Below are 25,501 nucleotides of genomic sequence, written 5' to 3'. Positions count from 1 at the left end.
TTTCCGCCACTAGCGGAAATAGCCCCCGTTCTATCGGATATGTCCATGAAATGAAATGGAGGGAACCTTTTTTGATCGATGTAAATAAATTCGAAAGTATGCAAATCGGTTTGGCTTCTCCTGAAAAAATCAGAAGCTGGTCTTATGGTGAAGTAAAAAAACCAGAAACCATTAACTACCGTACGTTAAAACCTGAACGCGAAGGGTTGTTTGACGAGCGTATTTTCGGTCCAACCAAAGACTGGGAATGTGCTTGCGGCAAATACAAACGGATCCGCTATAAAGGCATCGTTTGTGACCGTTGCGGCGTGGAAGTAACACGTTCAAAAGTGCGTCGTGAACGCATGGGACACATTGAACTAGCAGCACCAGTATCACACATTTGGTACTTCAAAGGCATTCCTTCACGGATGGGTCTTGTCTTAGACATGAGCCCACGTGCATTGGAAGAAATCATCTACTTTGCTTCATACGTAGTGATTGAACCAGGAAACACCAGTCTTGAGAAAAAACAACTATTGACTGAACGGGAATACCGTGAAAAACGTGACCAATACGGTCAAGAATTTTCAGCAGCAATGGGTGCTGAAGCCATCAAACAATTATTAGATGGCGTTGATCTTGAAGGCGAAGTTGCTGAATTAAAAGAAGAATTGAAAAACGCGACTGGTCAAAAACGGACCCGTGCGATCCGCCGTTTGGACATCTTAGAAGCATTCCGTGCTTCAGGAAACAAACCAAGCTGGATGGTCATGGACGTTATCCCAGTTATCCCGCCTGATTTGCGTCCAATGGTGCAATTAGAAGGTGGACGTTTTGCCACAAGTGACTTGAACGACTTGTATCGTCGTGTAATCAACCGTAACAACCGTTTGAAACGCTTGTTAGACTTGAATGCACCAAACATCATCGTTCAAAATGAAAAACGGATGCTGCAAGAAGCAGTTGATGCCTTGATCGATAACGGTCGTCGCGGCCGTCCAGTTGCAGGGCCAGGGAACCGCCCATTGAAATCTCTTTCTCACATGTTGAAAGGGAAACAAGGTCGTTTCCGTCAAAACTTGCTAGGAAAACGGGTCGACTACTCAGGTCGTTCAGTTATTGTCGTTGGTCCATTCCTTAAAATGTACCAATGTGGTCTGCCAAAAGAAATGGCGATCGAATTGTTCAAACCATTCGTGATGCGGGAACTTGTTTCTCGTGAAATCGCGTCAAACATCAAAAATGCCAAACGCAAAATCGAACGTCAAGAAGACGAAGTTTGGGATGTCTTAGAAGATGTTATCAGAGAACATCCAGTGCTATTGAACCGGGCACCTACGCTTCACAGATTAGGTATCCAAGCATTTGAACCAGTCTTAGTTGAAGGCCGTGCCATTCGTTTGCACCCACTTGTTTGTGAAGCCTACAATGCCGATTTCGATGGAGACCAAATGGCCGTTCACGTACCATTGAACGAAGAAGCGCAAGCAGAAGCACGTATGCTGATGTTAGCAGCCCAAAACATTTTGAATCCAAAAGACGGAAAACCAGTTGTAACACCATCTCAGGATATGGTCCTAGGGAACTACTACTTGACGATGGAAGAAGAAGGCCGTGAAGGGGAAGGCATGATCTTCCGTGACATGGACGAAGCAGTTACGGCATGGCGCAATGGCTACGTGCATTTACACACACGGATCGCTATCAATCCAAACACTTTAGGGGACAAACCATTCACGTCTGAACAAAAACAACGCTTGATGGTAACAACGGTGGGTAAAGTGATCTTTAACTCGATCATGCCACCAGAATTCCCATTCTTGAACGAACCGACAGACTACAACTTGACGGTTCAAACACCAGACAAGTACTTTATTGAAGCTGGTACAGATGTGCCTGCCTTCATCAAAGAACAAGAGCTTGTTGGCCCATTCAAGAAGAAAAACTTAGGAAACATCATTTCAGAAGTCTTCAAACGTTTCCGCATCACTGAAACGTCACGCATGCTTGACCGCATGAAAGACTTAGGATACAGCCACTCAACAATGGCGGGTATCACCGTTGGTATCGCTGATATCATGAACTTGCACGAAAAACATGAAATCATCGACAATGCCCACAAGCAAGTAGAAACGATCACGAAACAATTCCGTCGTGGATTGATTACCGATGACGAGCGTTATGAACGAGTTATTGGTGTTTGGAATGCAGCCAAAGATGAAATTCAGTTAAAACTGATGGAATCATTGGAAGCGAAAAACCCAATCTTCATGATGTCTGATTCCGGTGCCCGTGGTAACATCTCCAACTTTACTCAGCTTGCTGGGATGCGTGGATTGATGGCCGCGCCTAACGGACGAATCATGGAATTGCCGATCATCTCAAACTTCCGTGAAGGTCTATCTGTCTTGGAAATGTTTATCTCGACCCATGGTGCCCGTAAAGGGATGACCGATACCGCCTTGAAAACAGCCGATTCCGGCTACTTGACACGTCGTTTAGTTGACGTTGCCCAAGATGTCATCATCCGTGAAGACGATTGTGGTACTGACCGTGGTTTAGACATTCAAGCAATTCGCGAAGGAAACGAAATCATCGAATCCTTAGAAGAACGTTTGATTGGACGTTACACACGTAAATCAGTGATCCATCCTGAAACTGGCGAAGTCCTTCTAGGGGTCAATGAATTGATCACTGAAGATTTAGCTAAAGCCATCGTGGACGCTGGTATCGAAACAGTATCCATTCGCTCTGTCTTTACATGTAACACCAAACATGGTGTATGTAAACATTGTTATGGCCGCAACTTAGCTACTGGTTCTGAAGTTGAAGTTGGGGAAGCAGTCGGTACCATCGCTGCCCAATCAATCGGTGAACCTGGTACTCAGTTGACCATGCGTACCTTCCATACCGGCGGGGTTGCCGGAGACGATATCACGCAAGGTCTCCCTCGTGTCCAAGAAATCTTTGAAGCCCGTAATCCGAAAGGACAAGCGGTCATTACCGAAGTTACCGGAGAAGTCATCGATATCTCAGAAGACCCTTCAACTCGGACCAAAGAAGTGACTATCAAAGGGGAAACCGATACGCGTACGTATACCGTTCCTTATACTGCCCGGATGAAAGTAGCAGAAGGCGACTTTATCCATCGTGGTGCGCCATTGACGGAAGGTTCGATCGATCCAAAACAACTGTTACAAGTTCGCGATGTCTTGTCTGTTGAAAACTACCTATTACGGGAAGTTCAACGCGTTTACCGTATGCAAGGGGTAGAAATCGGCGACAAACATATCGAAGTAATGGTTCGTCAAATGCTGCGTAAAGTCCGCGTCATGGATCCAGGTGATTCAGGCATCTTGCCAGGAACATTGTTGGATATCGCCGACTTTAAAGACCGCAACTACGACACATTGGTAGCCGGTGGCGTTCCTGCAACTAGCCGTCCAGTCCTACTAGGGATCACGAAAGCATCTTTGGAAACCAACAGCTTCTTGTCTGCTGCGTCCTTCCAAGAAACCACTCGTGTGTTGACCGATGCAGCGATCCGCGGCAAGAAAGATCCACTTCTTGGATTGAAAGAAAATGTTATCATCGGTAAGATCATCCCAGCTGGTACTGGTATGCCTCGTTACCGTGAAATGGAACCAAAAGAAGTAACAGTTGCCAGCGAAAATGTCTACAGCATCTCAGACATCGAAGCACAAATGGCTGCTGAAGACGCATTGAATAGCCAAAACTAATCAATGCCCAGCACCTGATTGATTCAGTGTGACGGAAAAGCTTGTCATTCTTCGGAATGACAAGTTTTTTTTGTTTAGCAAAAGGAAATATCACGAAAATGAATGCGCCCTTCTTTCATCCTAGAAAAGGGGCATTTGGGACGATTGATGAAAGCGTTATTTTTAAAATGTCCAAATCAGTGGACATCGATTAAGAATTACTAGAGACAAAGAAGGCTATAGTAAAGATACGGAGGGAGACAGTATGAAGCTGAGCAAGAGAGAAACACGTTTGATTGAGCAGTTTATGATACAGGGGATGAATTTGACCGCTAATGAACTAGCCACAGCTGCTAAGGTTTCAACAAAAACCATTTATCGGACGATCAAGCGGATCAATGAGGCTGCTGGTTCAGAAATCATTCGGTCTGAAATCGGCAAAGGATTTTGTTTGGACTATGAAGCGTATCTAAGAGGCACGATTGAAAATCAAGAAACGGATCAATATGATGAGCCGCTTGAGCGACGTCATGCGATTGCACTGCATGTATTGTTTAAATCACCAAAGCGTTTAATGATCAAAGAGTTGTTCGCCCCTTACTATTTGAGTGAAGCAGTGATAAGTAGTGATATCAATCGACTTGCGGAATATTTTCAGTACTTTGAACTCCAGTTGATCCGATCCGATAAGAGAATTGCAGTGATTGGTACCGAAAAAAATATCCGTCGCTGTGTCAACGATCTCTTTACGAAGACTCATGTGTGGAATGAAGAAATGGTCACGCAAAAGTATCCCATCAATGCCTTTGATATCAACTTTATTACCTCCATTCTTGAATTTATTGAGCGAAAACTCGCGAACAGTATTGCGTATCCTTACAATATGAATATTTTCTCGCATCTGTATATTCTGATTTTACGAATGAGGGAAGGAGAAATTGACCGCGAAGAGATAATTGAGGGTTTAGATGAGGAAGAACAGCATTTGATTGAACAGCACCAAGAGTTTTATCAAATTGCCCAACAAGTGATTGAAAAAATCAATGCCTTTCTCGTGACGGAGCTACCAGAAAGTGAGGTATTTTATCTCTACCAGTATCTAGTGTCTTCCAGAGTGGAAAACAAACCCTTGGCAATGACCAATCTGACAAAAGAAGCCAGCGAAATCACGGAGTTTTTTACTAAGCAGATGGAAAAAGCACTGGGTATCAAATTGAACCAGCAAACAGACAAGACCGATCTACTTTGCCATATCCAGCCGATGCTCTATCGGCTAAAGAATAAAATTATCGTGAAAAATGGGCTGCTAAATGACATTCAACTAGAGTACCCAAGGATTTTTGAGCAAGTGGCACAAGTCAGCAAGGAAGTGGAGCAAACCTATGGAACGAATCCCATATCGGAAGACGAGATTGGTTTCTTGGTTCTGTATTTTGTGAAATTTAAAGTCATTCGTCGGCGCAGACAGCGAGTCTTAATTATGTGCAGCAGCGGCGTAGGGACCTCTGAACTGCTGAAAGTCAAAGTTCAACGGGCATTTCCAGAGTTGGATATCGTGGATGTGCTTTCCGCTCGTATGTACCGAAAGCATGCGCAAGACTACCAGGATATCGATCTGATCTTAACCACCATTAATTTGCCAGTAGAAACGAAGGTGCCGACGATTTTAGTCAATTCGGTATTTACCAAACAGGATGAAAAGCGAGTCAAACAACTATTAGGAGAGATGTAAAGATGAAAAACGAAAGCCAAACGATCCAAGCGTTCAGCATCGCAGATGTAATCAATCCCAATCTTATCAAGATGGAAATGGAAGCGAATTCAAAAGAAGAAGCGATCACTGAACTGTCTGAACTTTTATATGAAAACCAGATAATTACCGATTTAGCAGGGTTCACCCAAGATGTCTTTGCCCGAGAAGCAGAAGGAATGACCGGTATCGGGCATGGATTGGCAATTCCTCACGGAAAGTCGGACAGTGTGAAAAAAACCTCTTTAGTGATCGGAAAAACCAAGCGTCCACTTGAATGGGAGTCCATCGATGAAGCGCCCGTTCAAGTAATTATCTTGTTTGCAGTCAAAAATACCGATGCCAATACGATGCATATCAAGCTGCTGCAAAAGGTAGCGATGCTACTAGCGGATGAATCGTTTATTGATTGTCTCGTTGCGTCAGGGAGCAAGGATCAAATGATGGCCTTGCTTGCAAAAGATCCAATGGCAGAAAACTAAGAAAGGGGGAGAAGAGATGAAAATCGTTGGTGTAGCTGCTTGTACTTCAGGAATCGCTCATACGTATATCGCTAAGCAAAAAATCGAAACAGCTGCGAAAGAACTTGGTCATGAAGTCCATATCGAAACCCAAGGAACCATCGGGACGGAAAGTGAATTGACGGAAGCCGCTATTCAAGCAGCCGATGTTGTCATTATTGCGGCAGATATCAAAATCGGCGGCAGAGACCGCTTTGAAGGCAAGCGAATAGTAGAAATTCCAACTAGTATGGTGATCAAAGCGCCTAAGCGTTTGCTTGAAACAATTGAAGAAAAATTAAATCTGGGATGAATCAATAAATGTTCTGACAATTCAAATTTAAAGGGGGATGAAACAAATGATGAAACAGCTGCAGTTGAAAAAACATGCCTTAACCGCCATCTCGTATATGCTGCCGGTCGTTGTCACAGCCGGACTTTTGATCGCTATCGGAAATCTTGCCAACGGCACGGTCATTGAAAATTACGATGCTGCCTATACGATCCCGGATGCACTGGTCTCGCTGGGTGTTTTAGGGATGGGGCTGCTGGCGCCAGTGATCGCTGCCGCGATCGCCTATTCCATTGCTGATCGTCCAGGAATCGCTCCGGGTCTTTTTATGGGACTGATTGCCAATGCGATTGGCGCAGGCTTTCTAGGGGGAATGTTAGGAGGCTATCTCGCAGGTTATCTGGTCTTATTCTTAGTAAAAAACCTTAAAGTACCACGTTGGGCACAAGGTCTGATGCCAATGATGATCGTACCGGTCTTGTCGACACTGATCGTCGGTGCTTTGATGTTCTTCGTCATCGGTGTACCGATCGTGTGGGCTACGGAGGCGTTGACTACCTTCTTAACGAATCTGCAAGGCTCGGGGAATTTCTTATTTGGCGCGATTGTCGGTGGCATGGCTGCCTTTGATTTTGGCGGACCCGTCAACAAAGTTGCATCACTATTTGCTGATGGGCTATTACTGGAAGGCATTCAAGAACCCGAAGCCGTGAAAATTTTAGCCTCAATGGTGCCGCCCTTTGGTGTTACGATCTCTTGGGTCCTCTCTCGTCTCTTACGCCGGCCCAAATATTCTACGGAAGAAGAAGACAACATCAAGATCGCTTTTCCAATGGGCCTTTGTATGATTACAGAAGGAGTGATCCCGATCGCTGCCGTCGACCCGTTTCGCGTCATTTTTTCTTGTACGGTCGGAGCAGCCGTCGGCGGTGGTCTAAGCATGGTTTGGGGCGTCGGTTCACCAGTGCCATCTGGTGGGGTCTTCATCATTCCTGCCATGACGGATCCACTGAAATTTACCATCGCACTCCTGATTGGTTCTGCCATCACCGGTGTTTTGCTGTTTGCATTGAAAAAGGCACCCGTGGAAACGCCGATCATGGAAGAGGAAGAAGACATTGACTTTTCGTCGATTGAAATTTCCTAAAAAAAGGAGCGAAGAAGATGTATGTATCAATGAAAGAGATGCTGCAAAAAGCCAATCGAGAAAACTATGCGGTTATGGCCATCAATTGTTTCAACCTGGAAACCGCTAAAGCAGTGATCGATGCCGCTGCAGAATCACATGCACCCATCATCGTGGATTTGCTGCAAGACCATTTAAAGACCCATCTAGATCATCGTTACTTAACCCAGCCGATCATTCGAATGGCGGAAAATGCCAATGTGGAGGTTGCCATCAATCTGGATCACGGACAGGATATCGCCTTCGTCAAACAATGTCTCCATGAAGGGTTCTCAAGCGTCATGATGGATGCCTCTATGCATCCTTTAGAAAAAAACATCGCCATCACCAAAGAGATCGTACAGTTTGCGCAAGCCTATAATGCCAGTGTCGAAGCAGAAGTTGGGGACATGGGAGCAGTGGCTGGGAATCAGTTTACCAACGATGGGATGTATACCGATCCAGAGGAAGCCATCCATTTTATTCGAGCAACCGGGGTCGACTGCCTCGCCCTTTCTTACGGCTCCAGTCATGGGGATTATCCAGCAGGATATCGCCCGGCATTTCGCTTTGACATCGTTCAAACAATCAAAGAAGCCACTGACCTACCGCTGGTTTTGCATGGCGGCTCGGGAGCCGGTAGAGAGAATATCTTACGTTCCGTGGCATTAGGAATCAATAAAATCAATGTAGGGGCTGATTTTATGAAAGCCCAAAGAAATGCCCTGCACCAACAGCTGGATGCTTGTCCGGAAAGCGATTATCCGACCCTGATCCACCAAACCATCGAAGCAGGAAAAGCAGTCGTCAAAGAGTATATCGAATTATCTGGATCAAAAAACAAATCACTTTAAAAAAGAATGGAGCACACTTATATGTTGATCAATATGAAACAATTACTGACCGTTGCCAAAGAAAATCAATTTGCCGTTGGTGCCTTTAACGTCGCAGACAGTAACTTTTTACGCGTCGTTATCGAAGCAGCGGAAGAAAACGATGCACCAGCCATCATTGCGGTCCACCCAACAGAATTGGCCTTTACAAAGGATGAATTTTTCCACTATGCAGTTTCCAGAGCGAAAAACAGTTCTGTGCCGATCGTGATCCATATGGATCATGGCGACAGTTTGGCAAGTATCATGCGGGCGATCCATTGCGGATTCAGCTCGGTGATGATCGATGGGTCATTGCTGCCTTTTGAAGAAAATATTGCTCTAACAAAACAGATTACCGAGATTTGCCATCCGATTGGGGTATCTGTCGAAGGCGAGCTAGGAACGATCGGCAATACCGGAACCTCCGTTGAAGGGGGCGTCTCCGAAGTGATTTATACTCGTCCTGAAGATGCACAAGAGTTCATTGAGAAGACAGGCATTGACACACTAGCAGTTGCGATTGGAACTGCTCACGGTATTTATCCGAAAGATATCAAACCGGAATTAAAAATGGATGTCTTGCAAGAAATCAAAGATCGTGTCGATATCCCATTAGTGTTGCATGGCGGATCGGCCAATCCCGATGAAGAAATCGCTCAGGCAGTGGCAATCGGTATCCAAAAAGTAAATATCTCCTCTGATTATAAATACGCCTTTTACAAAAAATGCCGTCAAATTTTAGCTGAAACAGAATTATGGGATCCAAATGCTATTTACCCAGAATGCATTGAGGCAGCTAAAGTAGTGGTTACGCAAAAAATGACCCTCTTCAATGCAATTGGGAAAGCAGCTCTGTATCGCCAGCAAAATATCCAGCCATGGCGTAGTGAACAAAACTAAACAGCAAAAAAATAATGGAAACACCCTCGAAAATCGCTAAATTGCGGCTTTTCAAGGGTATTTTTTTATTGTGCATTCTTTTCTTGCAGCATCCGAATCCCCTTTTCCTGAATCTGCCGAGCGATAAACGCCAAATCATTCGAAGTCAGGTTGATGTCTGCATAATGAAACACATTTTTTCTGCAGGAGGGGGTCAAATTGCCGATGATCAAATCATAAGTCTCGTCCAGTTTGGTCAGAGAGAACGAGTCCAGAGGATTTAAAATCGTGATTGTTAGCTGATAAGGAATAAACTGTTGGATTTTCGTTTGGATAAATTCCGTATGATAACTATTCGTATCATAAAACAAAGCTAAGCGAAAGCCAGCATTGGCATCGATGATTTCTTTAGCGAAATTTGGGAAAGATATATGGAAAATATAAATCAGGTAATTGATCGTACTTGGTCGAATGATCGGTAAATTTGAATGGGTCAAAAGGTGAACGATGTCTTGATTGACTGCCTGTTGGACCAAATCACAGTTGTTGACAAAACGAGCAAAGCGATCATCCAAGATGCAGTAAGGAACGTGCAAGTTGATCCCAAGAAAATAAGAAAAGACCACAGCGTCGAGTTTCTCTTCAAAGTTGGCTTCATGATAGTTGTACTTTTTAAATATACGTTTGGTCATTTGATAAAACTCTTGTTTGGTCTTACGAAAGACGTTGGGGTCCTGACCAATATGGGTCGTGACATAACCGACCATTTTCTCGATGTAGGCCCGACTGTAGCCGGTAAATTCGCTCAAATCGATTTTCTCTAAGAAATATTCGACGTGGTTTCCATTGGGGTTGGAGGCGTATAGGCGATCGCGCTTCGTGTTGATATAGATCACAAAAGCGATTTTTTTGATGTCGGAAAAATAAAGCTTTAAGGGCGTCGCAGCCGCCATGATACGGGCGATTTTCAAAAAATCCTGTTCTTGGTTGATGTTGGCATCCACAAATTCATACTGGTACTTTTCTAAGAAGAAAATCAGAAAAAACTGGCGAATGTTGTGTTCATTTCCTTTTAACTGGATGGGTTTGGTCGCGATGAAGAAATCATATGGTGCCAGAACCATGTTGATCCTCTTGATCAAACGAATGATCGACGATTTGCTTAAATTTAATTCTAGAGCCAACATATCATAACTAGTGAAACTTGATGAGAAGAGTAGTTCCAATAATTGAAATGCAGAAGAGCGTGTCAAAAACTGGCTGTATACGTCTAGCCGAGTAGCAAAGGGATGCAAGTGGAGGCGAACAGCTGAATAATCGTCAAATTGTAAGTCCAGAAACGAAAATTCATTGTCGATTTCCGCGATATAGGTTTTCGCTGCAGACATTGAAATGGAAAATTTTACTGCCAAATCGTGAAGACTCGTTCCCTGATCGTCTAATAAATACTCAATCAGCTGTAGTTTCTTTTGTGTCGTAGATGATAACAATTTCCGTAACATGATTGCCCCTGAGCCCCCTTTTAAGTAAATAGTATCACGTTTTTACATGTATTCAAAAAAATTGCGTGTTGTATTTTTTTTGAATACATCCCACCCCAAAATTTTGGGAAAATAGGAGTGTGGAATAGTAGTAACAAGTTTGATAAAAGTAGCATAAACCAAAATGATTGAACCTTAGGAAGGAGGCAAAAAGCAGTTGTTTGTTGGATATTTTGCTCATTGTTGAACAATGTTATTCGTCGAGCGCTTCCGAGATCAATTGAAAAACTTTATAAAAAGGAATGAACAATTATGAAAAAACAATTTTCTATCTATATATGTTTGCTAGTCTTGCTTGGTTCCATTCTTTGTGAACCAACGATCATACTAGCAGAAGCAATCAACACAACCGACAGTACCGAAAGAACGACTGAAATGCTGGAAAGTACCGAGCCTGAGACCGGAACGATCGATACGGAAAAAGCACCTACGGATTCATCGACAGCGGGAGCAGTTCAGTCAGAAACGAGTCAAGCAGAAGAAGAACAAGCAACCGTCCCTAGTGAAAGTCAAGCAACCCAAGCATCTTCGACACTGAATCAAAACAGCATTCAACCCCGAGCACCAGATACTGAGGCGGAAACGGAAGCTTCTACTACCGCTGAGAATCTTAGTGCCAACCTAAACGAACGGGGAGTACAACTTTTTGACAATGTCCGAATTACTGACTTAAACGATCAACCCTTCACTGCCGAAAATCCACCGATGTATAACGGCAACATCAAAATTCATTTTGACTGGTCGTTAGCAGATACGGAAGAAATTCGTGCTGGCGATTATTATACGTATCAATTACCGGAATATTTTGCTATTCATAACACCGTTAGCGGCGAATTGACCCGTTCTGGCGGGCAATCGATCGGAACCTTTACCTTAGCACTCGATGGCACGTTGACTGTTACTTTTAACGAAGCGGCACAAACACTTTCCAACCGCTCAGGGACTATCGATCTAATTACGGAATTAAGTGTGAGCACTGTCACCGAAGAAGTGACGATTCATACTGGGATCTACGATGAAGATGGTCATGAGATTATCATTACATTGCCTATTTATGAAGTCGACATCATTAAGACTGGTAACGTGACTTCCAGCGGTTCAGTGGTTTGGGAAATTATTTTTAACCAAACCAGTCGAGAATTACATGACGTGGTGATCACCGATAAAATGCCCCAAGGTTTGTCTTATAGTACTTCGACAGGCTACTTGTACGATGAAGACACCGAGGAGTGGATTCGTACCGATGGCTTATATACCTATAACAGCGTCAACAATACCTTTACCTTCAATCAGACCGTCAATCAACCGGTGCGAATCGTCATCAATAGTGCAGTCACGGATCCAACGGCTTCTTCTTTCAAAAACACGGCAACAATCAACGGCAGCGATTTTACAGAAAAAACCGCAGAAGCAACGGTTACTTACGATGAACAATCGGAATACAAACGGTTCAAAGGCTATGATCAAGAGACGAAACGAGCATCATGGGAAGTTTCCGTCTCATTGGACAAAGACCAAGCCCAATTTTTTGATCAGACCTATGCAGGATCGGATCCTGAAAAAGCCCTGCACTTCTTTGTGCCAGAGAGTTTGGTGATCACCGATAAAGACGGCAACCCGATTTCTTCAGAGGATTGGTCTTTTGATGAAACGTACGAGCGGAAAAAAGAGGGGGAAATCGTACGCTTTAGCATCACGTTTGCTAAAGCTGGCTATTACAAGATCCAATACGATACTCAGTTGTATGAATCGGTTTTAGCCGATACCCGTATTTACAACTACGCTTCGGTCCGCGACAATCAAAATAGCTCGTTGACGGGTAGTGGGACAGTGACACCAACCAAAATGATCGGTGTCGTCAAAACAGGCGGTACCAAAGATTATGAGACAAAAACCGTCCCATGGAAAATTGAAGCCAACACCAATCAACAAAAAGTCAGTGACCTGATCATCGAAGATCGCTATCAATTGATCTCTGGCGCAAACAGCAGCGCATTAACTTTGTTGGCAGATACGTTAGTAGTGACGGCCAGCGGCGTGACCGAGCCTTTAGAGCTCAATAACGACTATACGCTGGAGCTGATCACAGAAACGAAAACATTGACGGACGGATCAACAAAGGAACTTGAGACTGGTTTTCGCATCAAGCTGCAAGGAGCGTACCAAACGACTTCAGCCACGATCACTGCCAACTTCAAAACCAGCTTCGATATCTCACAGCATCTCGCACTAGGAAGTTCTAGCACCCGTTTTAGCAACGCAGCGTTTGTCTATTACACAGACGAAGCCGGCAATGAATTCACGGAAGCTTCTGAAACCAACACATGGCTGGACGCCAACTGGTTAAAAAATGCCTTGAAATACGGACTATTTATTGGTGAAGGCGAAGATGTCGCCAAAGCGATTACCGCCGTATTTGGTCGGAACTTAGGAACTATTTTTGATGAGCAGACCGCTTCCAGCGATCAAGTCTATTGGATGGGGCTATTCAATACGTACAAAGAAAAAATCAACAAAGATGCAATCATCACGGACCAGCTGCAAGAAGGCCAAACCTTGAAAGACTTGGCGCTTTACACGGTCACAGTAACTGGGTATACGACGCAAGTCAGAGCACTGAAAGAGCAATTGGTGCTAAACGAGGATTACAGTTACACTTATGACCCTGACTCGAAGACAGTTACGATCACCTTGCTGAAAGAAACGTCAGAAACATTGGCGGTCTTCTTGGCAACGGAAGCAGCGGAAGAAGTATTTACCTACAAAAATACTATTACATTGACGGACAATGACACAACGTTGACTGCCGATGGCCAAGTCGACAAGTCTGCGAAAACGGATTGGTTGATGAAAAATGGTAGCCAGAATGCCGACAACAATCGGTTGATCGATTGGGAAATCATGATCAATGCTGACAGCCGCAAAATCCACAATGCGGTAGTGACCGATACCATCAACTACAATCAACACACCTTTTTACGAGATGCCGACGATGCCGTGATCGTAGATGTGTATGAAGCGGTCTTAAACAATGGTACGTGGGAAAAAGGAGAAAAAGTCACCTTCACCAACGAAGACAATCCGAAAATCACCTCGGATGTGGTAGCAGGGACGCAATCGTTAGTGATCGCTTTTGAAGAAATGATTGATAAACCATACTTTATCGTTTATCAAACACAACTTGACCCCGGGATTTTGAACAATGAACGGGTGACCAACAATGTCAATTTGACGGGTAGTGAGATCGAGATTCACACAGTAACCAAAGAAATCACCATCAAATCGACAGATGGCAGCGGAACGTCTTCTGGGACGAACGGTTCCTTGACGATCGTGAAATACGATGCCGATGGCACCAAAGAACGAGGGATCGATGAAGAAGCGGTTTTCCAATTAAGCCGCAAAAATGCACAAAATACCTATGAAGTCATCTTGTCGAACCTGGTGGTTAAAAACAATCAGATCATGGAAAACGGCAACGCCATTGATCGGATCGACAATCTGCGTTACGGCGATTATATGATCCAAGAAATCACCGCACCGGAAGGATACGAACGAGATGCGACTCAGTACACCTTCACTATTTCTGATAAGCAAGTCAATTATGTCTTTGAACTAGCCAACAAGCGGGAAATCAAAGAAACGACCCACGCCTTGAATGTTCAGAAGCTGCTTGATGGGCGCGAGCTAAAAGACGGCGAATTTACGTTCCAACTAGTGGATGAAACTGGCTCTGTGATTTTAACACAAACCAATGATGGCAACGGTCAAGTTGCCTTTGACGCCATCACTTACAATGAGCCTGGCGAATACCATTACACGATTCGGGAAAAAGCCGGCGATGATCCAACCATCACCTATAGCGACAAAGAACTAAAGGTAACCGTGACCGTCACTGAAGAAGATAGCCAGTTGATTGCGAAAGCAGTCTATGAAGGCAATCAAGTCTTCGAAAATGACTATACGCCAAAAGCCGGTAGTGTCGTTTTGAATGCTGAGAAAGTGCTGATCGGTCGTGATTTGAAAGCAGAAGAATTTGACTTCGAATTAGTCAATGAAGCAGGAACTGTACTTCAAACAAAAGCCAATGATGCAACTGGCAAGATCTACTTTGACGCTCTCGCATATGATGAAGCAGGCGAATACCACTACACCATTCGCGAGAAAGCAGGAACTGACGGTACCATCACTTACGATGCAAAAGAACTAGCGGTAGTCGTGACCGTCACCGATGAAGACGGACAATTGACCGCAGTGGCGGAATATGAAGGCAACCAAGTCTTTGAAAATGACTATACGCCAAAAGACGGCGGAGTGGTGCTGAATGCTGAGAAAGTATTGACCGGCCGCACGCTGGAAGCCAACGAATTTGCCTTTGAACTGGTAGATGAAGAAGGCAACGTACTCCAAACAAAAGCCAATGACGCAACCGGACAAATCTACTTCGATGAATTAATGTATGACAAAGACGGCGAATACCGCTACACGATTCGAGAAAAAGCTGACGCAGATAGTACCATTACCTATGACATGAAAGAAATTGGCGTTGTCGTGAAAGTAACCGATGAAGACGGGCAACTAGTGGCAAAAGCAACATATGATGGCAATACAATCTTTGAAAATGACTATACGCCAAAAGCTGGCGAAGTGGTGCTGAATGCTGAGAAAGTATTGACCGGCCGCACGTTGGAAGCCAACGAGTTTGCCTTTGAACTGGTAGATGAAGAAGGAACTGTTCTTCAAACAAAAGCCAATGATGCAACCGGACAAATCTACTTTGACGCTCTCGCCTATGAGGAAGCTGGCGAATACCGCTATACCATCCGTGAGCAAGCAGGAACTGACGGCACCATCACTTACGATACGAGAGAACTGGCAGTAGTCGTTACCGTCACTGATGAAGACGGACAGTTGGCCGCAGTGGCAGAATACGAAGGCAACCAAGTCTTTGAAAACAGCTACCAACCAAAAGCTGGCAGTGTCGTACTAAGTGCCGAGAAATTCTTAACTGGTCGTACACTACAAGCAAATGAATTCGACTTTGAACTAGTCGATGAAGAAGGCAACGTACTTCAAACAAAAGCCAATGATGCCACTGGCAAGATATACTTTGACGCGCTCCCTTACGAAGAAACAGGTGAGTACCACTACACCATTCGTGAGAAAACAGGAACTGACGGTACCATCACCTACGATACGAAAGAACTTGCAGTAGTTGTGACCGTGACGGATGAAGACGGACAGTTGACCGCAGTGGCGGAATACGAAGGCGATCAAGTCTTTGAAAACAGCTACCAACCAAAAGCCGGCAGTGTTGTACTAAGTGCCGAGAAAGTATTGACCGGTCGTACGCTACAAGCAAATGAATTCGACTTTGAACTAGTCGATGAAGAAGGCAACGTACTTCAAACAAAAGCCAATGATGCCACTGGCAAGATCTACTTTGACGCTCTCGCCTATGATGAAACAGGTGAGTACCACTACATCATTCGTGAGAAAGCAGGAACTGACGGTACCATCACCTACGATACGAAAGAACTTGCAGTAGTTGTGACCGTGACGGATGAAGCCGGACAGTTGACCGCAGTGGCGGAATACGAAGGCGATCAAGTCTTTGAAAACAGCTACCAGCCACAAGCTGGCAGTGTCGTACTAAGTGCGAAGAAAGTCTTGACGGGTAGAGACTTGCAAGCCAACGAATTTGCATTTGAATTAGTGGATGAAGCTGGAAAGGTTCTGCAAACCCAACGCAATGACGCAAATGGAACGATTACCTTTGATGTATTGACGTATGACGATGCTGGGGAACATCGTTACACGATTCGTGAAAAAGCTGGCAATGACGCAACGATCATCTATGATGAAACCACCTATCAAGTGACGGTCACAGTCAAAGATCAAGCCGGAAAATTAGTGGCTGAAGCGGAACAAACGGCAGACATGGTATTCAACAACCGTGTCAAAGAAGGCAAAACAACGAAGCCGGGCACTGGCAATTTACCGAAAACCAATGACACCACGACCGCTGGTTGGGTCGTCTTGGGACTGTTGTTAGTAGTAATCGCAGTAGGCATCTACCTTGATCGCAAAAAACGGACGCCGTTATCATAGGCAGGGGAAGCAACAGAGCAGAAAGAGAAAGCGGGATGAGGCCAACTTCTCCCGCTTTTTCCTGCCCTATTTTTCTTCACTTCAAAGAAAAAAAGCGTCAAAAGTATGAAACGCTAGAAAGCGAACAATCAGCAAACCCAGACTCAAGAAGGGGACGAAGGGCAACTGCGCCAATCGTTTCTTCCAGATGCTTTGATAGCTAAAAAAAGCGAGAAGCCCGAGACTGCTGGCTACTAGTAAGAGGGCCAAAAGGGTCGTCGGCGTTAGCCAAATACTCCAGCCTGATAGCACTAAGAGATCGCCGCCGCCCATTTTTTCCTGCCAGACAAAATAGACCAGTGGAACCAGCAAGCCTAAAGACAGCCATTGAAAAGAAGCGCCGCTCCTAAGCTGTGCCAGCGCTAGCAGTAGGTGGGCGGGGTACAGCAGTTGCGGGTAGACGCTATAGTCTATCAAGTCGGTCAAGCTGAGTAAAAAGGCACTGGTCAGCCAGACAAAAGCCAGGAAGCTTTGGGAATCATGAAAGGCAACCACGCAAAGTCCGCCATAGCACAAGCAGACGATGGCCCAATAAAGCAGGGGTAAAAGCCATCTTGTAGGAAGGCGAAAAAACCAATGGTTACCCGAAACTTTGTTCACCTTCTGGTAATGAGAACGAGAATCACTTTTGGGCGGATTCCAAAACAGGGTATGTAAGAGCAAAAGCCAAAAGAAGCCGAGTAAAGCGCCTAAAAAAAACACGAAAATCGTCATTTTTTGATCCTCCTTATAAAGAAATACGTAAGAGAGTGAGAAATTTTCTCAAATAGATGATTTTGTTGTACTTTTTATTTGTTTCGTATTATCCTTAAAATAGATAATTTAGAGGAGGAATCGTTATGAAATTTGAACAAACAAAAGAAGTATTAAACCAACTTGTTGCTGATTTAAGCCAAATGGCTATGGTCGTTCACCAAACACACTGGTACATGCGTGGACCTGGCTTTTTGACATTGCATCCAATGATGGATGAATTCATGGATGATCTAAATGAGCAATTGGATGAAGTTTCTGAACGCTTGATTACATTAGATGGTTCACCATATTCAACTTTGCGTGAAATGGCAGAACACACTCAAATCCCTGATGAAGTCGGCAACTGGGACCGCACGATTCCAGAACGCTTAGCTACATTGGTGGAAGGCTACCGTTATTTAGCGGACTTATACCAAAAAGGGATCGAAGTATCTGGTGAAGAAGGCGACGATCCAACCCAAGATATCTTCATCGGCTTCAAAACAGCCATCGAAAAACGTATTTGGATGATCCAAGCGCACTTAGGCGAAGCGCCATTGATCGATCCAGCGAAATCTCGCGTACGTCATTAATCGACAAAAAACCAGCGAAGAAAATTCTTCGCTGGTTTTTTTACTTGCCCGCCAATAATGTTTTGGCGGCTTCAATTTGCTGTGCCACTTGATCAAAACCGGTGCCGCCATAAGAATGCCGATTTTTGACGGCGGTATAGGAATCAAGTTTTTCAAAAATATCGCTGTCGATGGCAGGATGGATCGCTTGGTAGTCTTCCAAGGAAACATCTTGCAGATAGATGCCTTTGGTCAAGCACTCGCTGACGAGCTTGCCGACAATCTCATGGGCTTGTCTGAAAGGCACGCCTTTTCCGGCTAAGTAATCCGCTAATTCTGTTGCGTTGGAAAAATCCTTTTCAGTGGATTCTTGCATCCGTGCTTGATTGACTTTCATCGTTGCGATCATGCCTGTCATGATCTGCAAGCTTTTCGTGATGGTTTCGGCACTGTCAAACATGCCTTCTTTGTCTTCTTGGAAATCTTTGTTGTACGCCAGCGGCAAGCCCTTCATGACCGTCAAAAGACCAAAGAGGTTCCCATAGACACGTCCTGTTTTTCCACGGATCAGCTCCGCCATGTCAGGGTTTTTCTTTTGAGGCATGATGGAACTGCCAGTTGAGAAGGTATCGGTCAGTTCCACAAATTGGTACTCATGGCTGCACCAAAGAATCAGCTCTTCACAAAAACGAGACAGATGCATCATCAATAAAGAGGCGTTGCTTAAAAATTCCAAGATAAAATCACGATCGCTGACCGCATCTAGGCTGTTGCTGTAAATATTGCTAAACCCTAACTCTTGAGCGGTGAAGACCCGATCGATGGGAAAGGTGGTTCCTGCCAAAGCGGCACTGCCTAAAGGCATCACATCGATGCGGCTCAAACTCTCACTGAAACGCTCTTGGTCACGCGTCAGCATACTGTAATAGGCTAAGAGGTGATGGGCAAAAGAAATTGGCTGTGCATGCTGCAGATGGGTATAACCAGGCATGATGGTGTAGATGTTGGCTTCGGCTTGTAAAACCAGCGCTTCTCGCAATTCAGCGATCAAAGTGATCACGTCTTGCACGACTTCTTTCAAATACAAATGCATATCGGTCGCCACTTGGTCATTACGACTACGGGCAGTATGCAATTTGCCTGCCACTGGTCCAATCAATTCATGCAAGAATGTCTCGATGTTTAAATGGATGTCCTCATTTTCAATCGTGAAGGTCAATTCGCCAGCGGCTAATTGCTGCTGAATCGTGGTCAAGCCGCCAATGATCGCTTCGCCATCGGTTTGACTGATGATGCCCGTATGGACCAGCATTTTGACATGTGCCAAACTGCCAAGAATGTCTTGCTTTGCTAACTTTTGATCAAACGTGATGGAAGCCCCAAAAGCATCGATCCATGCTTCGTTTTTCCCATCGAAACGTCCGCCCCATAATTTTGCCATATTCTCACCTCAAAAAAAAGATTACGGCTGAAGCGGCAGCTTCAGCCGTGCATACTTAAATCAATGTTTCTGTTAGTTGCTGTTGTGCTTGGATCTCAGCGTGCACTTTGCTTGGCAGTCCCCATAATTTGATGAAGCCGATGGCCGCATGCTGATCAAAGGTATCTGCAGAAGTATACGTTGCTAAGTTTTCATCGTACAAGCTGTTTTCAGATTTCCGTCCTTCACAGATGACGTTGCCTTTGAACAATTTCAAACGCACGATCCCGTTGACGTAGACTTGCGTGCTTTTCAGGAAGGTAATCAAGGCTTCCGTCAATGGATTGAACCAAAGACCATCATAGATGACTTGCGCTAATTGCTGCTCGATGATTGGTTTGAAATGCGCCAATTCCCGTACAAAGACCAAATCTTCCAATTCTTTATGAGCCGTCATCAAAGCGATCGCTCCTGGACATTCATAAACTTCCCGTGATTTGATTCCCACCAGACGATTTTCGATATGGTCGATCCGACCAACGCCATGTTCGCCAGCCACCCGGTTTAGTTTCATGATCAATTCTGCTAGATTCATCGTTTCGCCATCAATGGCGGTCGGTACCCCTTGATCAAAAGTGATCTCAACGATCGTTGGTACGTCAGGAGTATCTTCTAATTCTTGCGTGATGGCGTAGGCTCCTTTTGGCGGCGTTGCCCAAGGATCTTCTAAGACGCCACACTCACAGGCACGTCCCCACAAGTTTTGATCGATGGAATACGGATTGTCCAAATCAGCGGGAATCGGCACTCCTTTTTCAGCCGCATAGGCAATCTCTTCTTCTCGGGACCATTTCCATTCCCGAACCGGTGCGATGACTTTCAAGTGAGGCGCTAAAGCAGCGATCGCCACTTCAAACCGAACTTGGTCGTTGCCTTTACCAGTACAGCCGTGGGCGACGGTCGTTGCGCCAGTCGCTAATGCCAACTCTACCAATTTCTTGGCAATCAATGGACGCGACAAAGCGGAAACAAGAGGATAAGAATTTTCATAAAAAGTATTGCCTTGTAAAGCGATCAAAGCAAAATCTTGGGCGAATTCTTCGCGGGCATCGATGGCATAAGATTCAATCGCACCAACTGCCAACGCTTTGTCTTTAATGGATTGGGTGTCGCGACCTTCACCGATATCTAGGCAGCAAGCCACCACATCATATCCTTGGTCCGTTAACCATTTAATTGAAACGGAGGTATCTAATCCTCCAGAATAGGCCAATATTACTTTTTCTTTCATACTTATTAACTCCTTTTCCGCGTGTTTTCAAGTGATTGAAGCTATCTTATCAGAATAAAAATAATAAATCAAGGGTAAAATTAAATATTTATACATAAAATTGGTGATTATCAGGTTTTTATACTATTATCGGTGATTGAGGAAAAGAAGTGGATGCTCACTTTGTTGATGAAAGTTTATACATAATATTCATAAATCTATTCAGTTTTAGCAGTCTGCACCAACAAGTTTCGTTTTTCAGAGAAAATGGCAGAAAATGAATGGAGAAAATTTTCAAAAAGAGGCGGAATTACGTTGACATTAGGCTTTATAGAAGGTATTATGTTATATGGTATTGTTTGCCCCACAAGAGCCCCGGAAACTCAAGTGTATGTCAAACATTCGTGAAATTGAATTGGAGGAAAAAATTGTGCGTACAACATATATGGCCAAACCAGGCGAAGTAGAACGTAAATGGTACGTAGTAGATGCAACAGATGTTCCTATGGGTCGTCTTTCAGCAGTAGTAGCATCTGTCTTACGTGGTAAAAATAAACCAACATTCACACCTCATGTGGATACAGGCGATTTCGTAATCGTCATTAATGCAGAAAAAATCAAATTAACAGGTAACAAAGCAAGCGATAAAATTTATTACCGTCACTCAAACTTCCCAGGAGGATTGAAATCAGTCTCTGCTGGAGAATTACGTGCTAAAAATTCTCGTCGTTTGATCGAAACTTCTGTAAAAGGCATGCTTCCTAAAAACACTTTAGGCCGTAAACAAGGAATGAAACTTCATGTTTATGCTGGCGCTGAACACCCACATGCTGCACAACAACCAGAAGTATTGGACATCACAAACTTAATCTAATAGGAGGGAATTTCATTGGCACAAGCTCAATATATCGGCACTGGCCGTCGTAAAAATGCAGTAGCCCGCGTACGTTTAGTACCAGGTACTGGTAAAATTACTGTTAACAAAAAAGATGTTGAAGAATACATCCCACACGCAGACTTGCGTGAAGTAATCAACCAACCATTCGGCGTTACAGAAACTAAAGGTTCATACGATGTTTTTGTAAACGTAAATGGTGGTGGATACGCTGGACAATCAGGTGCAATCCGTCACGGTATCGCACGCGCATTGTTACAAGTTGATCCTGATTTCCGTTTAGCTCTTAAACGTGCTGGCTTACTTACTCGTGACGCACGTATGGTTGAACGTAAAAAACCAGGTCTTAAGAAAGCTCGTAAAGCTTCACAATTCTCTAAGCGTTAATATATTTTTATATATCAACACTTTCAGGCGTTTCGCAATTCAGTTTGCGAAGCGTCTTTTTTTGAGTTGACACCATTCCGGTCTGCATCTTTTTGAGACAATTTGCGATAGGCAATTTCACCGATAGGCATTTGAATCACGTTTGGTGTGTTTACATAAGTTCTTGTGATATTGTTATCGCTGTGAGTCAAGGCTTCAGAAATCTGTTCTAGAGCGACACCAGCTTGTTTGGCTAAAGTTGCCCCAGTATGCCGTAACTTGTGTGAAGTCGCATGGGTAAGGTGTTTATGTCGTCGCTCAATGGATTTCATACGGTAGTTCAAATAATCTGTATGAAGTCTTTGATTGATATTTCCCTTATTATCAAAGAAGGTAAAGAGTAGCTACTCTTCGGTTTGCTCAATTTCAAATTGAACTAGTTCTTCTTTTTGTTTGTCTTTCCATTGTTGAAGTAATTACTTTAGTTCATTTGGAATATGGAAAATCGTTATTTTATTTCCTTTCGAGTTTTTTCATTTCCAAAAAGCCCAAATTGAACAATCTATTGAAGAAAACCATTCGGATCCGGACAATAGCAGCACTGTTAATCCTACTGAAAATCAGGCACCAGAAACCGTTGAGAGTGAACAAACAAATCAATCCACGGATGAAAAAAGTGCCGTAGTGCAAGACTTTGTGACGACCTATTTCAACACAAAAGACGAACCATTTCTTAAAAATCGTGTCTCGCTGTTGAACGAAAAGAAGTTGATTACTGACGAATATAACCAAGAAATGACGCAATCGATTGGGGATATGGACAATTAAGATGCCAAAATGAGCGTAGAAGATCTAAGTGTTTATACGAACGATGATCAAACCTATTTCGTCGTTTTTGATCTTATATATGAAGGATTGGATTCAAATCAAGTCCTTGTTTATGTAGCATATGCTCACGTCAGTGATTTTAATCAAATCGATTATTATGAGCTGATCGCAACAAATACCAAATTAAAAAAGGGGAATGAATGATGGCTATTTTCGAAAAAATCTCTCACTTGATTTCTTCATTAAAGGAAATAAAATCGGAAATAAAGCGAAGAGTATCGCTAGTGGAGATCAACAAACGTCTTTCTGATTATTCGACTTTATCAAAAGTACAAATCGAGATCATGCAAAAGGAAACCCAAGAAAAAATATGGTCACTGAATACAGGGATGTTTGATTTTAATAATGATGATCTGACGCAACAAAAAGTTGAACAGTATAAAAAATTGTTTGATGGAGCGAACCAAAATGAATCTGTTTTATTTCAAGATGTGGTGTCTTTCGATACAAGAGCATTAATTAAAGCAGGCATATATAATCCATATTCAAATGAATTAAAAAGGGAACCGTTGATCATGACCGGTCGAAAAATGATGGACGTTCTTTATGAGAATGATAATTTGAACGGGTCACTTTCACGTGCATTTTGCGACGACGAAAGTCGAGCCTACCCGTGAAAATGATTTTTGTTAAAGAGCATAATCGCTACGAAAGAAAAGGGCAACGTTTCGATGAAACATTAGAAAAAATGAAATAGACTTTTGCGAATCTCATTTTTGATCGAACGAGAGAACTGGAACGATTGAATGATTTGAGAAATAGTCTGCGTAGTAAAATAAAAATGGAAACACCGAAAAAAGAAAGTGTTCTGTTGCTTGAAAAATTAAAAGCACAGCTGCCGAAGAATCAAAGCAAGTGGAATAGTAAAAACTTAATGCAGGAAAATCGAGAAATAATGAATCAACTGATTGACTCATTGATGAAATACAATGGCTACTTTGAAGAATTTAAACAGCTGGCAAATGAGGAAGACATTTCCAAGAAAGCAACTTATGGAGAGGGAGATCCTAAAAAAGATAAAAAATCATTTTTATGATGGCCGAATGTTCGGGTCGGATGGTATTTATTATCGATTAGGAAACAATATCCTTCAGGAACTGAAAAAAGAAAATGAATCACCGTCGCTAGGAGAACCTTACCACCCTTCTTCTGTATCAGGAAAACATAATAAGAATCAGGAAATATATGATAAACTAAAAAATGATTATCGTATGCGGAAAGAGACGAATGAAAGTCGATCAGCGCCAAAGCGACATCCAAGTAAGCGAACCAGACCATTTAAACAATCATTCAAATACCTTCGGTTGGTCACGAATCAAGTCAAACACCTGGAACGGGTGACGAACAATGAATTTGATCAATTCAAAAATCAAGTAGCGTTTGAAAAGCTTCAGCGTGAAACCGAACAAGCAAAAATGAGCCAAGAGTCAAGACCTATTTAATTAGGAGAAAGAGGAAAGACATGGATAATTATTACTTTATTAATAGCGTGGATACAAAGAATCAAACGATGCGTATTCAAGAAGTTGGTGCAGGTGAAATGAGTGCGCAACAGGTACGTATCACGCAAGAGAATGCCGAAATTTACTCTTTAATATTGGATGAAGCAACACAAGAAGTGGGACCGTTGATCGTTCAGCTGGATATAATATAAAGTCAAAACCAACCGTAGGAAATTTTTCATAGACGTGCAATCAAGTCTCTATGAATGTTACAAATAAAGGCAAATAAAGGAGAATTATCAATATGAAAAGGTTAATCAAAAGCTGGTTAGATACCACAATACTTAGAGGGACTGTTTGGGATACAATTGTTCAAATTATCTTTTCTTTTATAATTATATTTTTTTCGTTCTTCTATAATATTTGGTTATATATAGAGATAGTTATTCCTTACTTGCAAAAAAAAGAATTGTTTTCATTAGTGAATCTGTTTTTTTACATGGAGGAACTTTTTGCTATTTATTTGTTGATTGGTTGTTTTTCAATTCTGTTGGTTGCTTCACTGAGAAGGTATTTATTACCTACTAATAACGAAAAATATGAAAGCTATGTTTATGAGAATGCTACTGAAAATACACAAATAAATTGGAAAATTCATAGAGAAATACAGAAGCAAAATATGGGTTTATTTTACTCTCTATATGTTTTTTTCATTGGTATAGTAAAGCTAACTGTTTATCCTATTTTGTGGCCATTTGCATATGCTTTTATTTTGTTTAAAAAAGGATTTTATTTATGAAAAATCAAAGTCAAAACTATGACGATTCCTATTATACTTGATAGAGCTATAATGGATATAAAAAAGATAAAGAACAATTAGTGTTGTGGTAATAGACATAAGGGATTATATTGAAGACAGTGATGAGCGAATTTTTAAAACAATCTAACTAAACAGTAAACTAACCATTCATTTAATACGGGAGAATTTTTATCATTCAGTTAGATCTAAAATAAAGTCAAAACCAGCCGTAGAAAATTTTTTTCAGATTCAAGTCGGCTG

At 43.0% G+C, this 25,501-nt stretch carries 22 protein-coding genes and 1 pseudogene; 18 read left to right on the top strand and 5 right to left on the bottom strand.

Annotation, left to right across the window (positions count from 1 at the left end; all coding sequences use genetic code 11):
* Nucleotides 1-71 precede the first annotated feature (71 nt).
* The 7 genes from rpoC to IGJ74_RS17600 all read left to right on the top strand — a co-directional run bounded on the left by rpoC (nucleotide 72) and on the right by IGJ74_RS17600 (nucleotide 9,183).
* Entirely contained in the window at nucleotides 72-3,722 is a 3,651-nt protein-coding gene (gene rpoC, locus IGJ74_RS17630; protein ID WP_034871965.1) for a DNA-directed RNA polymerase subunit beta', read from the top strand.
* A gap of 244 nt (nucleotides 3,723-3,966) precedes the next feature.
* On the top strand, nucleotides 3,967-5,433 hold the full coding sequence (locus tag IGJ74_RS17625) for a BglG family transcription antiterminator (RefSeq protein ID WP_087664454.1): 1,467 nt from the start codon (nucleotides 3,967-3,969) through the stop codon (nucleotides 5,431-5,433).
* 2 nt (nucleotides 5,434-5,435) lie between these two features.
* A complete protein-coding gene (locus IGJ74_RS17620; protein ID WP_005233003.1) occupies nucleotides 5,436-5,933 on the top strand; it encodes a PTS sugar transporter subunit IIA in 498 nt (165 codons plus the stop codon).
* A gap of 16 nt (nucleotides 5,934-5,949) precedes the next feature.
* On the top strand, nucleotides 5,950-6,264 hold the full coding sequence (locus tag IGJ74_RS17615) for a PTS fructose transporter subunit IIB (protein ID WP_087664456.1): 315 nt from the start codon (nucleotides 5,950-5,952) through the stop codon (nucleotides 6,262-6,264).
* 46 nt (nucleotides 6,265-6,310) lie between these two features.
* Entirely contained in the window at nucleotides 6,311-7,390 is a 1,080-nt protein-coding gene (locus tag IGJ74_RS17610) for a PTS fructose transporter subunit IIC (RefSeq protein WP_086332800.1), read from the top strand.
* A 17-nt stretch (nucleotides 7,391-7,407) separates the two neighbouring features.
* Nucleotides 7,408-8,262 carry a class II fructose-bisphosphate aldolase gene (locus tag IGJ74_RS17605; RefSeq protein WP_087664457.1) on the top strand — a complete coding sequence of 285 codons (855 nt, stop codon included), beginning with the start codon at nucleotides 7,408-7,410 and terminating at the stop codon, nucleotides 8,260-8,262.
* A 21-nt stretch (nucleotides 8,263-8,283) separates the two neighbouring features.
* Nucleotides 8,284-9,183 carry a ketose-bisphosphate aldolase gene (locus IGJ74_RS17600; protein WP_087664458.1) on the top strand — a complete coding sequence of 300 codons (900 nt, stop codon included), beginning with the start codon at nucleotides 8,284-8,286 and terminating at the stop codon, nucleotides 9,181-9,183.
* A gap of 65 nt (nucleotides 9,184-9,248) precedes the next feature.
* On the opposite strand, the gene IGJ74_RS17595 is transcribed toward IGJ74_RS17600, so the two are convergent.
* Nucleotides 9,249-10,664, bottom strand: coding sequence for a helix-turn-helix domain-containing protein (locus tag IGJ74_RS17595; RefSeq protein ID WP_087664459.1), 1,416 nt, complete (start codon nucleotides 10,662-10,664; stop codon nucleotides 9,249-9,251).
* Between the two features lie 291 nt (nucleotides 10,665-10,955).
* Here IGJ74_RS17595 and IGJ74_RS17590 point away from each other — a divergent pair, with 291 nt between their 5' ends.
* The gene (locus IGJ74_RS17590) at nucleotides 10,956-16,814 is read left to right on the top strand and encodes a Spy0128 family protein (RefSeq protein WP_207491130.1); all 5,859 of its coding nucleotides are present in this window, start codon (nucleotides 10,956-10,958) and stop codon (nucleotides 16,812-16,814) included.
* 81 nt (nucleotides 16,815-16,895) lie between these two features.
* On the opposite strand, the gene IGJ74_RS17585 is transcribed toward IGJ74_RS17590, so the two are convergent.
* Nucleotides 16,896-17,567, bottom strand: coding sequence for a prepilin peptidase (locus IGJ74_RS17585; RefSeq protein WP_087664462.1), 672 nt, complete (start codon nucleotides 17,565-17,567; stop codon nucleotides 16,896-16,898).
* Between the two features lie 125 nt (nucleotides 17,568-17,692).
* Between IGJ74_RS17585 and IGJ74_RS17580 the strand changes: the two genes are divergently transcribed.
* The gene (locus IGJ74_RS17580) at nucleotides 17,693-18,181 is read left to right on the top strand and encodes a Dps family protein (RefSeq protein ID WP_005230382.1); all 489 of its coding nucleotides are present in this window, start codon (nucleotides 17,693-17,695) and stop codon (nucleotides 18,179-18,181) included.
* Nucleotides 18,182-18,221: 40 nt separating this feature from the next.
* Here the strand turns inward: IGJ74_RS17580 and argH are convergent, their stop codons facing one another.
* Nucleotides 18,222-19,601, bottom strand: a complete 1,380-nt coding sequence (gene argH, locus IGJ74_RS17575; RefSeq protein ID WP_087664463.1) for an argininosuccinate lyase — start codon at nucleotides 19,599-19,601, stop codon at nucleotides 18,222-18,224.
* 55 nt (nucleotides 19,602-19,656) lie between these two features.
* Nucleotides 19,657-20,871, bottom strand: coding sequence for an argininosuccinate synthase (locus tag IGJ74_RS17570; protein WP_005230386.1), 1,215 nt, complete (start codon nucleotides 20,869-20,871; stop codon nucleotides 19,657-19,659).
* Between the two features lie 406 nt (nucleotides 20,872-21,277).
* Here IGJ74_RS17570 and rplM point away from each other — a divergent pair, with 406 nt between their 5' ends.
* Entirely contained in the window at nucleotides 21,278-21,724 is a 447-nt protein-coding gene (gene rplM / locus IGJ74_RS17565) for a 50S ribosomal protein L13 (RefSeq protein ID WP_301280258.1), read from the top strand.
* A 15-nt stretch (nucleotides 21,725-21,739) separates the two neighbouring features.
* On the top strand, nucleotides 21,740-22,132 hold the full coding sequence (gene rpsI / locus IGJ74_RS17560) for a 30S ribosomal protein S9 (RefSeq protein ID WP_003128901.1): 393 nt from the start codon (nucleotides 21,740-21,742) through the stop codon (nucleotides 22,130-22,132).
* 23 nt (nucleotides 22,133-22,155) lie between these two features.
* On the opposite strand, the pseudogene IGJ74_RS17555 reads toward rpsI, so the two are convergent.
* Nucleotides 22,156-22,644: pseudogene (locus IGJ74_RS17555) on the bottom strand (tyrosine-type recombinase/integrase); the annotation flags it as partial.
* A gap of 151 nt (nucleotides 22,645-22,795) precedes the next feature.
* Between IGJ74_RS17555 and IGJ74_RS17550 the strand changes: the two are divergent.
* The 7 genes from IGJ74_RS17550 to IGJ74_RS17520 all read left to right on the top strand — a co-directional run bounded on the left by IGJ74_RS17550 (nucleotide 22,796) and on the right by IGJ74_RS17520 (nucleotide 25,240).
* Nucleotides 22,796-22,939: a hypothetical protein gene (locus IGJ74_RS17550; protein ID WP_242691864.1), complete on the top strand. Its 144-nt coding sequence runs from the start codon at nucleotides 22,796-22,798 to the stop codon at nucleotides 22,937-22,939.
* Nucleotides 22,940-22,948: 9 nt separating this feature from the next.
* Complete coding sequence (locus tag IGJ74_RS17545) at nucleotides 22,949-23,143, top strand: hypothetical protein (protein WP_242691865.1); 195 nt, start codon at nucleotides 22,949-22,951, stop codon at nucleotides 23,141-23,143.
* Nucleotides 23,143-23,616, top strand: coding sequence for a relaxase MobL (gene mobL / locus IGJ74_RS17540; RefSeq protein ID WP_087664464.1), 474 nt, complete (start codon nucleotides 23,143-23,145; stop codon nucleotides 23,614-23,616). The genes IGJ74_RS17545 and mobL (IGJ74_RS17540) overlap by 1 nt, the downstream gene beginning before the upstream one ends.
* Before the next feature lie 125 nt (nucleotides 23,617-23,741).
* Complete coding sequence (gene mobL, locus IGJ74_RS17535; RefSeq protein WP_140405514.1) at nucleotides 23,742-24,035, top strand: relaxase MobL; 294 nt, start codon at nucleotides 23,742-23,744, stop codon at nucleotides 24,033-24,035.
* A gap of 7 nt (nucleotides 24,036-24,042) precedes the next feature.
* Complete coding sequence (locus tag IGJ74_RS17530) at nucleotides 24,043-24,441, top strand: hypothetical protein (protein ID WP_242691866.1); 399 nt, start codon at nucleotides 24,043-24,045, stop codon at nucleotides 24,439-24,441.
* Between the two features lie 20 nt (nucleotides 24,442-24,461).
* On the top strand, nucleotides 24,462-24,653 hold the full coding sequence (locus IGJ74_RS17525) for a hypothetical protein (RefSeq protein WP_087664466.1): 192 nt from the start codon (nucleotides 24,462-24,464) through the stop codon (nucleotides 24,651-24,653).
* A gap of 92 nt (nucleotides 24,654-24,745) precedes the next feature.
* Nucleotides 24,746-25,240, top strand: coding sequence for a hypothetical protein (locus IGJ74_RS17520; RefSeq protein ID WP_207463061.1), 495 nt, complete (start codon nucleotides 24,746-24,748; stop codon nucleotides 25,238-25,240).
* Nucleotides 25,241-25,501 lie beyond the last annotated feature (261 nt).

It is taken from the genome of Enterococcus sp. AZ009 (assembly GCF_050548785.1).
Classification (GTDB): Bacteria; Bacillota; Bacilli; order Lactobacillales; family Enterococcaceae; genus Enterococcus_D; species Enterococcus_D entomosocium.
This window is presented reverse-complemented; position numbering and strand designations above follow the sequence as displayed.